This is a genomic window from Arthrobacter woluwensis (assembly GCF_030816155.1).
GTDB classification, from domain to species: domain Bacteria; phylum Actinomycetota; class Actinomycetes; order Actinomycetales; family Micrococcaceae; genus Arthrobacter_E; species Arthrobacter_E woluwensis_A.
The window spans coordinates 2,132,640-2,147,002 of the sequence record NZ_JAUSXR010000001.1 but is presented as its reverse complement, the minus strand read 5'-3'; the positions used below and the strand labels follow the sequence as shown (position 1 = coordinate 2,147,002).

Below are 14,363 nucleotides of genomic sequence, written 5' to 3'. Positions count from 1 at the left end.
GTCGCGCGGGTGAACCTCCCGCGCTCCTGACGAACGTCATCTGAACGGTGCGAGAGCGCTCCATGAACTCTTCGTCGGAACTCCTCGGGACCTCTGGGCAGCCGGGTTACTCGTTGGTAATTTCAGTCTCGGCCCCACCGCCGGGGCCGTCCGCCGGACCATCGGACCCGGGGACGCGTCACCGACCAGGAGTCTCCAGACATGCAGCATCATGCCCGCGGGATGCGTTCCCGTCTTGTTCCAGCACTGACCACAACACGGACAACAGGACTGACCTCGACATTGGGCATCGCCGCCCTGGCGTTCGGCTCCCTGCTGGCCGTCACGCCTGCCGCCAGCGCAGACAGTCCCGGCGCAGGTGATCCGTGGGTGGTCTCCGTCGGGGACTCCTACATCTCGGGGGAGGCGGGACGCTGGGCCGGGAACACCAACGGCGGTGCCGGCACGGTCGATGCTCTGGGCGCGAGCGCCTACAACGACAACGCTTCGAACACCGCCGAGACCATCGCCCGGTGCCACCGGAGCCACTCGGCTGAAGTGAGCATCGGGGGAGGGGTGAACAGTATGAACCTCGCCTGCTCCGGGGCGCGCACCTCGACCTTCACCAATTCGAGCGGCTACTTCAAGCCCGGCCTGGACTTCTACAACGCCGGTGGTCAGCAGGGCCAGGCGCTCATGCTTCAGAACTTCGCCACGAATCACAACGTGAAGATGGTGGCGCTCTCGATCGGAGGCAACGACTTCGAGTTCGGCACGATCATGCAGGAATGCGTCACGGACTTCCTGACCTCCTTCAGCTGGAGCCCGAAGTACTGCAAGAACGGGAGCACGGTCGCCACCGCCATGAGTTCCAGCACGGTCGCCGCAAACACCGGCAAGATCGCGACGGCGATGCAGAACATCCGCACCGCCATGCGGAACGCGGGGTACAGCGACGGTTCGTGGACACTCCTCGTGCAGAATTACCCGTCGCCGCTGCCGGCGAGCGGCGCGATGCGCTACGGCCAGAGCGGCTACACCCGGCAGAACACCGGAGGATGCGGACTGTGGGACGCCGACGTCGACTACGCGGCGAACACCCTCCTGCCCGCCATCAACGGCGCCGTCACTCAGGCCGTCGCGCAGAGCGGGCTGAGCAATGTGAAGACCCTGGATGTCACCTCGCTCTTCTCGGGCCGGAGGCTCTGCGAGAACACCGTGGGGCTGCTGGAAGAGAAGGGCGTGACGTCCTGGACCCAGGCCGGCGCCTCCGACGCCACCGAGTGGGTGAACCAGATCCGCACCGTCAGCACCGCGAACTCGGATTACTTCGTCCAGGAGTCCCTGCACCCCAACTACTGGGGCCAGCTGGCCTTGCGGTCCTGCCTGCGCCAGGCCTACAACCAGGGCGCTCCGAAGGGCGGAAGCTGCGCGCGTTCCGGCACGGGCCTGCTGGGCGGGGAACCCGTCGTCGCGCTGCGCTGACCGGCTTATCCCGCAAGGTTCCGGGCACGTCCCGGGGCGACACAGCGGCGGTCCGGCGGCCACGGCTTTGGCACAATGGAACCATGCCCCGCAGCAACCGTCCCCGCCGTCGTCCCGGGAGCACGCCTACCGGGAGCGGCAAGCGTGGTGGGGCGCCTGCTCCGCTCGAAGGACTGGAGCGCGCGCGGATCGGCATCGACCGGCGGGAGGTGGCCCCGGACGGTGTCTGGATGGTCCGCACGATGACGGCGCTCAGGGCCGGCAAGGAGTACACCTGCCCCGGCTGCCATCGGCAGATCCCGCCCGGTCTCGCTCACCTGGTGGTGTGGGAGGAAGACCACCTCTTCGGCGAGCAGGCCGGCATCAATGAACGCCGCCACTGGCACACGCGCTGCTGGACGGGCCGCAGCTACCGGTACCGCTGAAGGGCCGTCGTGCTCCGTCACCCGGCGCGACGGCGGGTGGTCCTGACTTAGGCTTGTGAGCATGACTGCAGTGCCCTCCGCCTATGACCCCGCCGACCCGGCGACGCTCACCTTCACCGACGCGGGAGGGCCGCAGCCCATCCGCGCGTCCACGGTTCTTCCGGCCGTGCGGGAGAACATCGAGCTGCGCACGGCGGACGGCCTGACACTGTACGGCGAACTCGCGCTCCCGGCCGACGGGCAGGTCCGCGCCACCCTCATCACGCTCCACCCGCTGCCCACGCACGGCGGGTTCATGGACTCCCACGTCTACCGGAAGGCGTCCTACCGCCTGCCGGCCCTCGCCGGGATCGCCGTGCTGCGTTTCAACACGCGCGGCACCTCCTCGCCGCGCGGCACGAGTGACGGTGAGTTCGACGGCGGCGTTGCCGAACGCCACGACCTCGAGGCGGCGGTGCGCTTCGCCGTCGACCGTGGACTCCCGCGGCGCTGGCTCCTCGGCTGGTCCTTCGGCACGGAACTCGCGCTCAGCTACGGCAGTGTCAGCCCGGCCGCCGAAGCGATCGAGGGCGCGATCCTCCTGTCCCCGCCGCTGCACCGTGCGGGCGATGACGAACTGCGTCGCTGGGGTCCGAGCGGTCTGCCGCTGAAGGTCCTGGTCCCGGAGCATGACGACTACTTGCAGCCGGCGGAGGCCGCACAGCGGTTCGCGCTGGTGCCGCAGGCGGACGTGATCGGCGTCGACGGCGCCAAGCACCTCTGGGTGGGGGAGAAGCAGGTGCAGCGGGTGCTCAACGAGATCGTGGCGACCGTGGCACCGGAGGTTCCCACGCCGCTGCCCACCGAGTGGGCAGGTCCCGCCGCGCAGGGACAGTAGCGAGGACTCCTCCGAACGGGAGAGGGCCCCACCGCATCAGCGGTGGGGCCCTCGCTCGTCAGGGCTGTTTCTTCCGGTCAGCGCTGCGTTCCCGTCGGGGCTACTTCCGGTCCTGCTGTGGGACCAGGACTTCCTTGATGAGGAGCATGATCGCCGCGGCGGTCGGAATGGCGATCAGGGCGCCGAGCACTCCGAGAAGGCTGCCACCGGCGATCACGGAGATCACGGCCACGGAACCGGGGACGGACACGGCGCGCTGCATGATGCGCGGCGAGACGAAGTACGCCTCGAACTGCAGGTAGGCGAAGTAGCAGATGGCGTAGATGACGGCCGTCTGCCAGCCCATGGTGAAGGACACCAGCGTCACGAGGATCCCGGCGATCAGGCCTCCCACCAGCGGGATGAAGGCGAGCAGCGCCACCACGAACGCGAGCAGGACGGAGAACGGCACGTTCAGGATGGACATCACGATGAACGCGAAGGTGGCGTTGAGGAGGGCCACACAGACCTGGCCGATCACGTAGTTGCCCACCGAGCGGGTGATCTCCTCAGAAAGCTCCATCACGCGCGGGCGGCGCGAGCGCGGGGCCAGGCGGTAGGCGAAGGACTTCATGGACGGCAGCGCCGCCAGGAAGTACAGCGTGAGGACGAGGACGATCAACGCGCCGAACAGGCCGTTGGCGACCGAGGTGCCGAAGCCGACGATTCCGCCGAACACGCCACCCACGGCGCTGGAGTCCTTGATGAACTTCTGGATCTCCTCCGTCACGCGGTCCTTCAGCCCGAACTGCTCATTCAGGTTGTTGTAGAAGTCCGAGCGCAGGAAGTCGTTGATCCAGACCGGGCCCTGCGTGATGATCTGATTGACCTGGTCGACCACGGTCGGGATCAGGGTGGCGAAGAAGCCGCCCACCACGGCCAGGAGACCGAGCAGGACGATCACGATGCCCGCGGGGCGAGGGACCTTGCGGTTCTCCAGGGTGCGGACCACGGGATCGAGACCCAGCGCGATGAACAGCGCCGCGATGATCCAGAGGATGAGCTGCGTGGTGTGGCTTCCGACGTAGAAGAGCAGCAGCGCCAGCCCGACGCCCACGGTGAGCATGAATCCCAGCAACACCGGACGCTGCACCGAGAAGCCCTGTCCGGCCGGTTCTGTGAGGTTGGCCTCGTCGTCGCTCGCCTCGGGAAGGGCGAAGTGCGCCCGGGGCAGTGCGCCCGGCACCGGCTTCTTCAGCTGGCCGAAGGCCCGCTTGACCCGGCCGAGCAGACCCGTGTCCGCAGCCACGGCCTCCGGCAGCTTCGCCGCGGCTGCGCCCGCGCCCTCGCGGGAGGCGGGCGCAGCGGGGGTGGGCGCCGGGACGGAGGCGGCGGACTCCGCGTCAGGAGTCGTCTGTTCCGTCGCCTCGGTGGGCGGGGTGTTCTCCGGCTGGTGTTCACTCATGGGGTCTTCCTTGGGTGGTCAGGCGAAATGATGGGCTGGGGCCGGATTCACACTATCAGCGCAGTCCTTTCCTCCCTGCTTCCCAGCCTCAGCGGATACCATGAAAGAGACCATGACCCCGATGTTAGGTGCATTTGTGCGTTTGAAGTCAGCGATCGCCGTCTTTGTCCTGGGACTGGTAGCCCTGTTCCTGGGCATCGGCCAGAAGACCTTCTGGGCTCCGCCCGAGAGGGTGAGCGTTGCGCTCCCTTCCTCGGTGCAGCAGGCCCCGCTCACGGTGGTGGACCCCGCGTTCGCGAAGTTCGGCGACGGCAAGGTCGACCTGGACATCAAGGGTGAAGGCAGCTTCACCGTCGCGGTCGGACGCCCCGACGACGTCGCCGCCTGGGTGGACAAGACCGCTCACAACACCGTCAAGGGCGCGGACGCGGAAGGCAAGGCGCTCGACGTCCAGCACGTCGACGGCGACGCCAAGGCGCCGAACCCCGCCACCGCCGACATCTGGGCGAGCACCCAGTCCGGCAACGGTGAGCTCAAGTTCGCCTGGTCCGAACCGGAGAAGGGCGACTGGTCGCTGGTGATCGCGAGCGACGGCACCAAGCCGGCCCCGTCCCAGCTCGAATTCAGCTACGCCAATGACACCAGCACCCCGTGGAGCGTTCCGCTCATGGTGCTGGGCGGCCTGCTCATGCTGGGCGCACTCCTCTTCGCCTTCCTCTTCGGCAAGGGCGGCTCCACGCCGGCCAAGGCCACCTCGACCGGCGGCGCCGGTTCCACGACCTCGGGTGACGCGGACACCGTGGTGGAGGCTCCGGCTTCCGATGCCTCCGACGCCGAGACGACCGCCTCCGAGGAGACCGCGGGCGTCGTCGAGCCCAAGGACGTCGAGCCGAAGAATGCTGAGCCGAAGGACAGCGAGGCGGAGAACGCCGAGCCGAAGGACAAGCCGTCTGCATTCCAGCGGATCCCCGCCATCGCCGGTGCGCTCAGCCTGGCCGTGGCCGGCGCGCTGGGAGCAGCCGTCCCCGCTCACGCCGAGAGCTCGCCGTCGAGCCCCGCGGCCTCCGACGCCGGGTCCGGCGCGGTGCCCGTGGTGACACACGATCAGCTGAAGCGCATCCTCTCCAGCACCGCGGACGCGGTCGGCACCGCGGATGCCGCCAAGAACGCCAAGGACCTGGGCGATCGCGCCACCGGTGAGGCGCTCACGATCCGCACGCAGAACTACAAGATCCGCGCCTCGGCCTCAAGCCACCCGGCGGTCGCGCCGGTCGCCGCTCAGAAGCTGCTGGCCCAGGTCGTCCCGACGGATCGCGCGTGGCCGCGCACGGTGACCGCCGTGACCCAGGGTGCCAAGAACCCCACGCCGCTGATCCTGACGCTGACCCAGAAGTCGGCCCGGGAGAACTACAAGCTCGTGAGCGCGTCCTACCTGCTGCCGGGCAACACCTTCCCCGCGATGAGCGCGGACGGCGTCAAGACTCTGGATGCGAAGAGCGCCAGCGGCCTGACGGCGAGCCCCACGGACGCGATCGCGGCACTGGTGGCGCGCCTGAAGGACCCGAACGGCTCGGCGAAGCTGAAGTTCGGTGACAACACCTACTTCCAGCAGGCGGAGCAGCAGAAGAAGGACGCGATCGACCCGAAGAACAACGGGGCGAACGTGAAGCCCGGGTTCGACTACAAGCTCCTCGGTCAGCCGGACGCCGTGTTCCAGTCGGACGACGGCGGCGCCGTGGTCGTGGCGGACCTCGAGTTCACCATCACCCTCGAGCCCACCAACGACGGCGACACCGTGGACCTGTCCGATCAGGCCGTGGCCACCCTGGCGGGCACCAAGAAGACGAACAAGAAGGTGACTCAGCACTTCATCGACTCGGTGACGCTGCGCATCCCGCCGGCCGGTTCCAAGGAGAGCTTCACCTTGCTGTCCGCGGACCGTTACCTCACGGGCGTCAAGCTGGGCTGAGCCCGTCCACGCATCGTTTCCCGGCCGGTGAGGTGATCCCTCACCGGCCGATCCCCTAGGAGGACAGTTGCCCCAGGCAGCACAGAACCCATTCGATTCACTCGCCAGCCTTCGCGGCGCGGTCGATCTCTCGGCCCTGAAGGCGCGCGCCCAGGCTCCGGCCCCGGCTCCCCGGGCAGCCGCTCCGGCCGCGTCCGCCGCTGACGGAGCGGAGAGCGCCGGCGGCGCGGGGTCGTACCGCGCGAACGTCACCGAAGCGAACTTCCAGGACGTGGTGGAGCTCTCCGTCCAGGTGCCCGTGATCCTGGCCCTCTGGGCCCAGTACTCGCCCGAGTCGCAGCGCACGCTGAGCCTGGTCGAGGAGCTCGTCAATCGCCAGGACGGCGCGATGGTCCTGGGCGCGGTCGACGTCGAGGCCTTCCCCGAGATCATGCAGGCCATGCAGATCTCCGGGGTTCCCGCCGCGGTCGCCGTCGTCAAGGGTCAGCCCGTGCCCCTGTTCCAGGGTCCCGTGGAGGAGGCGCATCTGGAAGCGCTCTTCACCGAGTTGCTGCAGCTGGCGCAGGCGAACGGCGTGCACGGCCGGATCGGCCCGGTCTCCGGTGACGGCGCCGGCGCGGAGCCTGCCGAGGCGCCGCTGCCGCCGTTACATCAGGAGGCCCTGGAGGCCATCGAGTCCGGCGACTACGCCGCGGCCGAACGCGCCTACCAGCAGGCTCTCGACGAGCAGCCCGCCGACCACGAGGCGAAGGCCGGACTGGCGCAGGTGCGCCTCCTGCTGCGCCTCGAGGGTCTGAGCGCCACGGACGCCGAGGCTCTGCGCCAGCAGGCCGCAGCCGACCCCGACGACGTCGAGGCCCAGTTGCGCCTGGCGGATCTGGACGTCTCGGGCGGCCACGTCGAGGACGCCTTCTCGCGGATCGTCACCTTCATCGGACGCCACTTCGGACCTGAACGTGAGACCGCACGGGTCCGCCTGCTGGAACTCTTCGAAGTGGTGGGCGTCAAGGATCCGCACGTGGCCGCGGCGCGCCAGGCTCTGGCGAGGGTTCTGTTCTGAGCCGACTCTGAGCGGACGCTCAGTGAGCCGACCGCCGGCGACGCGTGTGACCGCAGGGAGGGCATCCCACAGTGGATGCCCTCCCTGCGGTGTGTCCGGAGGTTGTCCGGAACCGGGCGCAGGGCACCCGCTGGGCGTAGGCAAAGATCGTCCTGAAGTAGCATCCCCGAGTGTCATCACACTTGTTAGCGTGAAATGCATGACTCACTCGCACCCGGAATCCCAGCCATTTTCCCCGGTGGAAGTCCCCAGGGCCCCGTCGCACGTCCCGGCCATCGCCCTGCGCGGCCTGGCCAAGCGCTTCGGTGAGAAGATCGCCGTCGACGGCATCAGCCTGGATGTCCCCGTGGGATCCTTCTTCGGCCTGGTCGGACCGAACGGCGCCGGCAAGACCACCACGCTGTCCATGGCGACCGGACTTCTGCGCCCCGATTTCGGAAGCGCCGAGATCCTCGGGGTGGACATGTGGCAGGACCCGCAGGCGGCCAAGAAGCTGCTGGGGACCCTTCCTGACGGTGTCCGCCTGTTCGACCGCCTCAGTGGTGAGCAGCTGATCACGTACTCCGGTCTCCTGCGGGGGATGGACCGGGAGACCGTGGCCGTGCGCGCCCAGGAACTGCTGGCCGCCCTGGATCTCACGGCGGACGCCGGGAATCTCGTGGTGGATTACTCCGCCGGCATGACCAAGAAGATCGCCCTGGCCTCGGCGCTGATCCACGCTCCGCGGGTCCTGGTGCTCGACGAGCCTTTCGAGGCCGTGGACCCCGTGTCCTCCGCGAACATCACCGACATCCTGAAGGGCTTCGTGGCCTCCGGCGGCACCGTGGTGATCTCCAGCCACGTGATGGACCTGGTCCAGCGCCTCTGTGACCACGTGGCCGTGGTGGCCGGTGGGCGTCTCCTGGCGGCAGGCACCGTGGACGAGGTGCGTGCGGGGCAGAGCCTCGAAGAGCGCTTCGTCAGCCTGGTGGGCGGCCGTCACGAGGGGGAGGGGCTGGCATGGTTGCGACACTCCTGAGGCTCAAACTCCAGATCCTGGGCAACGGGTTCCGCCGCAGTCCGTGGCAGATCGTCGGTCTGGTGCTCGGCGGGCTGTACGGCCTGGGCGTCCTGACGTTCATGGTCATCGGCCTCATCGTGCTGCGCCTGGCGGACGTCGACCTCGCCAGGACCATTCTGGTGCTGGCCGGATTCGCCGCGGTGCTGGGCTGGACCGTGGTGCCGATCCTCGCCTCCGGCATGGACATGACCCTGGACCCGCAGCGGTTCGCCGCCTTCGGCATCCCGCAGCGTGACCTGATGACCGGCATGGCGCTCGCCGGCCTGGTGGGGATTCCCGGCCTGCTGACGGCCATCCTGAGTCTGACCACGGTCGTGAGCTGGTGGAGGTCGCCGCTGCAGGTGTTCGCCGCCCTGGTGGGCGCGCTCCTGGGCCTGGCGAGCTGCCTGCTCTATTCACGGTGTGCCGCCGCCTGGGGCAACAACCTGGCGCAGTCCCGCCGCTACCGGGAGATCGGGACCATCCTGATCTTCATCCCGCTCGTGCTGCTGGGCCCGATCTTCAGCGGCGCCGCCCAGGGACTCAAGGACAATGCGCGGTACCTTCCCGACCTCGCCGCTGCTCTCGCGTGGACTCCTTTCGGCGCCCCTTGGGCCCTGCCCGCTGACGTCGCGGCCGGGGACTACGGCTCGGCCGCGCTCCGGATCCTGATCTGCCTCGCCGTGATGGCACTGGCGGTCTGGCTGTGGAACATCGCCCTGGTGCGGTCCATGGTCAACCCGCCGCGGGCCACCGGCGCCAAGCGCGCCGCCGGCAAGCTCGGCTTCTTCTCGTGGTTCCCCGCGACCCCCACGGGTGCTGTCGCGGCCCGCACGGCCACGTACTGGTTCCGCGATCCGCGGTATTCGGCGTCACTGATCGTGGTGCCGCTCATGCCGGTCCTCCTGTATTTCATGGGCATGCGGAACGGGAACTTCACCATGCTGCTGGTGGTGGGCCCGCTCGTGGCGTTCCTCATGTCCTGGAGCATCAGTTCGGACGTCTCCTATGACGACACCGCCTTCGCCCTGCACCTCTCCACCGGCACGCCGGGACGCGCGGACCGCTGGGGCCGCGTCCTCGGCTGCTGCATCCTGGCAGTGCCCGCCGTGGTGGTCGTGGTCTTCGCCTCCATCGCGCTCAGCGGGCGGTGGGAACTGCTCGCGGGCATCTTCGGTGCGTCGGCCGGCGTGCTCATGGCGGGTCTGGGCCTGTCCTCGGTGATCTCGGCCCGCTACGTGACGGCCGTCCCGAAGCCCGGCGAGAGTCCGTTCAAGAACCCGCCCGGAGGCAAGGGCCTCACCCTGGCGGTCCAGGGTGTCGGCATGCTCGTGCTCCTGGTGATCTGCCTGCCGCTCGCCGGGCTGCTGATCGCGGAGCTCGTGACCGGAAACCACCTGTGGGGCTGGATCAACCTCGTGGCCGGGACGGCCTGGGGAGCCTTCCTCCTGTGGCTGGGAGTGCGTCTCGGTGGCCGGGACGTTGAGCGCCGAGGACCGGAACTTTTAGCACAATTGATTAAAAATAGCTGACTTCACTCACTTTCTATCGTTTTTTGGGGTCGAACTGTATAAGATCGAAGCAGTTCACAGCTCCTGAGTAGGAAATGAGGCCGCAAGAGCATGGAAGTTGTCATCCTCCCCGATGCCGCTCACATCGGTGCCATGGCGGCGGACGCCATCGAGGCGCTCCTGAAGCGCAAACCGGAGGCGGTGCTGGGCCTGGCGACGGGCTCCTCACCGCTGCCGATCTACGACGAACTCGCCCGCCGCCATGCGGAGGACGGTCTGGACTTCTCCCGGGCGAACGGCTTCGCCCTGGACGAATACGTCGGTCTGCCCCTGGGGCATCCGGAGTCCTATCGCGAGGTCATCCGCCGCGAGTTCAGCGACCGGGTCAACATCGATCCGGAGAACGTGCACAGCCCGAACGGCGCCGCGAAAGACCTCGCGGCGGCCTGCCAGGAGTACGAGGACGCGATCAAGGCAGCGGGAGGGGTCGACCTTCAGATCCTGGGTGTCGGAACCGACGGGCACATCGGGTTCAATGAGCCCGGCTCCTCGCTCGCCAGCCGGACCCGGATCAAGACGCTCCTGGAACAGACCCGCAAGGACAACGCCCGGTTCTTCGACAGCATCGACGATGTCCCGCATCACGTCGTGACCCAGGGACTCGGCACCATCATGGACGCCCGGCACGTGGTCCTCGTGGCCACGGGGGCCCAGAAGGCACAGGCGGTCCACGACTTCGTGGAGGGGCCGGTCGCCGCGATCTGCGCGGCCTCGGTCCTCCAGCTGCACCCGCACGCGACCATTCTGATCGACGAGGCGGCCGCCTCGTCACTGCGCCTCGCGGACTATTACCGCCATGCTTTCGAGAGCAAGCCGGAGTGGCAGGGACTCTGAGTCCAGCTGTCCCGCGAAGGGCTCCCAGCGGACGTTCAGACGTCCGCCGGGAGCCCTTCTTCAGGTCCGGGCACGGTAGAGTGGGTGTCATGACGTTGCCTCCCGATCCTTTTGAGAACGACCCCTCGCGCGAGCTCTCCGGCCCGGGCGGTTCAACCGCGACGATCGAGCGCACCGAGCAGCGCGAACAGGTGGAACCGGGCGATCATGAGCGCTTCTCGCACTATGTGCGCAAGGAGAAGATCATGGAGTCCGCGCTGACGGGCGAGCCTGTCATCGCGCTCTGCGGCAAGGTCTGGACCCCGGGCCGTGACCCGCAGAAGTTCCCCGTGTGCCCCACGTGCAAGGAGATCTACGAGGGCCTCCGTCCGGGCAAGGACAACGACGGCGCCAAGTAGCGCCCGCCCTTCCGCGCCCTGCGCGCGGGTTTCCTGAGGGACCGGCCGGGTGCCGCCGCGCCCCGGCGTTCCCCACGGCCCGCCATTGCTTCTTCCGCTGACGACCGACGACCCTAGCGAGGCTCTTTTCCCCATGACTGACACGCTCTTCGGCGGCCCCACCCTCCCACCGGCCTACCCTGAGCGTGCCGCCTGGGGCACCGCGCCCAAACTGCGTGCCTGGCAGCAGGAGGCTCTGGACAAGTACCTCAGCACCCGGCCGCGGGACTTCCTCGCAGTCGCCACGCCGGGCGCCGGTAAGACGACCTTCGCCCTCCGGGTGGCGACCACCCTGGTGGATTCCGGCGTCGTGAATCGCATCTGCATCGTGGCGCCCACCGATCACCTGAAGCGGCAGTGGGCCGACGCCGCAGCCCGGGTCGGCTTGTCGATCGACCCGAACTTCAAGAACTCGGACGGCCGGCACGGCCAGGGGTTCATCGGCGTCGCGGTGACGTACGCCCAGGTGGCGTCGAAGCCCATGCTGCACCGGGCCCGGACCGAGGCGGCCCGCACGCTCGTCATCCTGGACGAGATCCACCACGGTGGCGAGTCCCTGTCCTGGGGTGACGGGCTCCGTGAGGCGTTCGAACCGGCCGTGCGACGTCTGTCCCTGACGGGCACCCCGTTCCGCTCCGACACCTCGCCCATCCCGTTCGTGGAGTACGCCGAGGACAAGGACGGCATCCGTCGCTCCAAGGCCGACTACAGCTACGGCTACGGCAATGCGCTCAAGGACCACGTGGTCCGCCCGGTCATCTTCATGGCCTACTCGGGACAGATGCGCTGGCGGACGAGTGCCGGCGAGGAGATGGCCGCGTCGCTCGGCGAGGCGGCGGTGACCAAGGACGTGACGTCGCAGGCGTGGCGGACGGCGCTGAACCCTCAGGGCGAAATGGATCCCCGCGGTCCTGTCGGCGGCGGACAAGCGCCTTTCCGAGGTCCGCCGCACCGTGCCCGACGCGGGCGCGCTGGTGATCGCCACGGACCACGAGGACGCGCGCGCCTACGCCGGGCAGCTCCGCCGGATCACGGGGGAGTCGCCCACGGTGATCCTCTCCGACGACGCGAAGGCCTCGAGCAAGATCGAGGAGTTCTCCGACGGGCAGAGCCGCTGGATGGTGGCGGTGCGCATGGTGTCCGAAGGCGTCGACGTGCCGCGCCTGGCCGTCGGCGTGTACGCCACCTCGACCTCCACGCCGCTCTTCTTCGCCCAGGCCGTCGGCCGCTTCGTGCGTGCCCGGAAGCGCGGCGAGACCGCCTCGGTGTTCCTGCCGTCCGTCCCGCAGCTGATGGGCCTCGCCAACTCCATGGAGGCCGAGCGCGATCACGCGCTGGACCGGCCCCGGAACGAGGACGAGGACGGGCTGTTCAACCCGGAGGACTCGTTGATGGACGAGGCGAACCGGGAGGAGAAGGCCTCAGACTCCCTGACCAAGGGCAAGTTCGAGGCGCTGGACTCGCAGGCCTCCTTCGACCGCGTGCTGTTCGACGGCGGCGAGTTCGGCACCGGTGGAGACATCGGCAGTGAGGACGAGCTGGACTTCCTCGGGATTCCCGGTCTGCTCGACGCCGACCAGGTGGGCGTGCTGCTGCGGCAACGCCAGGCGGAGCAGCAGTCCCGCCGGCGGAAGCCCGCCGCCGCTCCCACGGAGGCGCCCGGCGTCGCGGATCACCGCCGTCTGATGGATCTGCGCAACGAGCTCGCGAAGAACGTCTCGGCCTGGTCGGCGCGCACCGGCACGCCGCACGGCATGGTGCACAACACGCTGCGTGAGGTGTGCGGCGGTCCGGCCGTCGCGCAGGCGAGCGAGGAGCAGCTCAAGGCTCGTCTGGCGAAGATCCAGGGCTGGTTCGTCGGACGGAAGTAGCGTCCAGACGCGTGAGGGTCCGCCGGTTCCGGCGGACCCTCACGCGTCTTCTTGCTGTCCTGTCACTAGACGAGGTGTTCCTTGCGGGTCTCCGGCGCCCAGGCGATGGTCACGACCATGCCGAGGACCAGCACACCCGCCAGCCAGTACATGGACACCGGGATTCCCCACGCCTCCAGACTGAGCGGCAGCAGGAACGTTCCTGCCGCCGAAGCGATACGGCTGATCGCATTGACGAAGCCGACGCCTGAGGCGCGGATCTCCGTGGGGAACAGCTCCGGCGGGTAGACCTGCGTGATGTTCGAGGCCCCCGACATCACGAAGGTGTAGATGGCGAAGGGCACCATGATGAACACGGCCGGAAGGTCAGCCATGGCGCCGAGGGCGACCAGGGAGGCGGCCAGGATGAGGAACGTCCAGATGGTGAAGCCGCGCCGGGGCATCTTCTGCACGAACCACAGGCCCACCACTCCACCGGCCAGCAGGAACAGGTTGATGATGAGGTTCTGCAGATCCGCATCGTCGATCTTCAGCTCTCCCAGGATCGTGGGCACGAAGGTGTAGATCGCGAAATAGGGAAGGACCTGGGCGCTGTAGAACAGGGAACCGAAGGCAGTGCGGCGCCACATCGCGGGGCTGAAGAGTTCGCGGTAGTTGCCACTGCTGGAGGTGACGTCGTATTCGGCGGGATCAAGTTCGACCTTCAGATACTTGCGGACGATCTCCCGGGCCTCCTCCACACGGCCCTTGCTGATGAGCCAGCCCGGCGATTCGGGTGTGCCGATCCGGACGATCAGCACGATCACGGCCGGGATGAAGCCGCTGGCCAGAAGCCATTTCCAGGCGTCGGGGCTTGAGGAGGCATAGGTTCCGAGGATGTTGGCCACGACGTACCCCACGGTCCAGAGCACCGTGAGCGAGGCGAGCATCATGCCGCGGTGGCGTCGTGGGGCGAACTCGGAGAGGAGGGTCGGGCCGACCGCGTAATCCGCGCCCAGCCCGAAGCCGATGAGCAGTCGCAGGACGAACAGGGTCTCCACATTGGGCGCCCACAGCTGTGCGAGTGATGCGAGGGCGATCAGGATGAAATTGAGCACGTAGACCCTCTGGCGCCCGATGATGTCACCCACCCTCCCCAGGCACAGGCTGCCGAGGAAGAGCCCGATCAACGCGGAGCTGGCGAGCATGCCCTGCCAGAAACCGTCCAGGTTCATCCTTTCGGTCAGGACGGGGAGAACCCCGCCGATGATGCCCAGCGCGTAGCCGTCCGAGAAGTTGGCGCCGAAGGTCATGGCGGTGACCTTGAGGTGGAAACGTCCGAACGGGATGTCGTCGAGATTCCGGTGGGTGGCCGGTGTGGTGCTGTGCATGA

At 68.3% G+C, this 14,363-nt stretch carries 11 protein-coding genes and 1 pseudogene; 10 read left to right on the top strand and 2 right to left on the bottom strand.

Annotated elements, in window-relative coordinates; all coding sequences use genetic code 11:
- The first annotated feature begins 282 nt into the window (after window positions 1-282).
- The 3 genes from QFZ52_RS09795 to QFZ52_RS09785 all read left to right on the top strand — a co-directional run bounded on the left by QFZ52_RS09795 (window position 283) and on the right by QFZ52_RS09785 (window position 2,766).
- A complete protein-coding gene (locus QFZ52_RS09795) occupies window positions 283-1,464 on the top strand; it encodes a hypothetical protein (protein WP_307497433.1) in 1,182 nt (393 codons plus the stop codon).
- A gap of 83 nt (window positions 1,465-1,547) precedes the next feature.
- Window positions 1,548-1,889 carry an ATP/GTP-binding protein gene (locus tag QFZ52_RS09790; RefSeq protein ID WP_307497432.1) on the top strand — a complete coding sequence of 114 codons (342 nt, stop codon included), beginning with the start codon at window positions 1,548-1,550 and terminating at the stop codon, window positions 1,887-1,889.
- Window positions 1,890-1,950: 61 nt separating this feature from the next.
- Window positions 1,951-2,766 carry an alpha/beta hydrolase gene (locus tag QFZ52_RS09785; RefSeq protein WP_307497431.1) on the top strand — a complete coding sequence of 272 codons (816 nt, stop codon included), beginning with the start codon at window positions 1,951-1,953 and terminating at the stop codon, window positions 2,764-2,766.
- 100 nt (window positions 2,767-2,866) lie between these two features.
- Here QFZ52_RS09785 and QFZ52_RS09780 read toward each other — a convergent pair whose 3' ends face one another.
- Window positions 2,867-4,210, bottom strand: coding sequence for an AI-2E family transporter (locus tag QFZ52_RS09780; RefSeq protein WP_307497430.1), 1,344 nt, complete (start codon window positions 4,208-4,210; stop codon window positions 2,867-2,869).
- 136 nt (window positions 4,211-4,346) lie between these two features.
- Here QFZ52_RS09780 and QFZ52_RS09775 point away from each other — a divergent pair, with 136 nt between their 5' ends.
- The 7 genes and pseudogenes from QFZ52_RS09775 to QFZ52_RS09745 all read left to right on the top strand — a co-directional run bounded on the left by QFZ52_RS09775 (window position 4,347) and on the right by QFZ52_RS09745 (window position 12,991).
- Window positions 4,347-6,179 (top strand): hypothetical protein, encoded by a 1,833-nt coding sequence (locus QFZ52_RS09775; RefSeq protein WP_307497429.1) that lies wholly within the window; start codon window positions 4,347-4,349, stop codon window positions 6,177-6,179.
- Window positions 6,180-6,246: 67 nt separating this feature from the next.
- Window positions 6,247-7,239, top strand: a complete 993-nt coding sequence (locus tag QFZ52_RS09770; protein WP_307497427.1) for a tetratricopeptide repeat protein — start codon at window positions 6,247-6,249, stop codon at window positions 7,237-7,239.
- 199 nt (window positions 7,240-7,438) lie between these two features.
- Window positions 7,439-8,257, top strand: coding sequence for an ABC transporter ATP-binding protein (locus QFZ52_RS09765; protein WP_307497425.1), 819 nt, complete (start codon window positions 7,439-7,441; stop codon window positions 8,255-8,257).
- A complete protein-coding gene (locus QFZ52_RS09760) occupies window positions 8,239-9,810 on the top strand; it encodes a transporter (protein WP_307497423.1) in 1,572 nt (523 codons plus the stop codon). The genes QFZ52_RS09765 and QFZ52_RS09760 overlap by 19 nt, the downstream gene beginning before the upstream one ends.
- A gap of 90 nt (window positions 9,811-9,900) precedes the next feature.
- Window positions 9,901-10,683, top strand: coding sequence for a glucosamine-6-phosphate deaminase (nagB, locus tag QFZ52_RS09755; RefSeq protein WP_307497422.1), 783 nt, complete (start codon window positions 9,901-9,903; stop codon window positions 10,681-10,683).
- Between the two features lie 89 nt (window positions 10,684-10,772).
- On the top strand, window positions 10,773-11,081 hold the full coding sequence (locus QFZ52_RS09750) for a DUF3039 domain-containing protein (protein WP_307497421.1): 309 nt from the start codon (window positions 10,773-10,775) through the stop codon (window positions 11,079-11,081).
- A gap of 133 nt (window positions 11,082-11,214) precedes the next feature.
- Window positions 11,215-12,991: pseudogene (locus QFZ52_RS09745) on the top strand (DEAD/DEAH box helicase).
- 65 nt (window positions 12,992-13,056) lie between these two features.
- Here QFZ52_RS09745 and QFZ52_RS09740 read toward each other — a convergent pair.
- On the bottom strand, window positions 13,057-14,361 hold the full coding sequence (locus tag QFZ52_RS09740; RefSeq protein WP_307497420.1) for an MFS transporter: 1,305 nt from the start codon (window positions 14,359-14,361) through the stop codon (window positions 13,057-13,059).
- Window positions 14,362-14,363 lie beyond the last annotated feature (2 nt).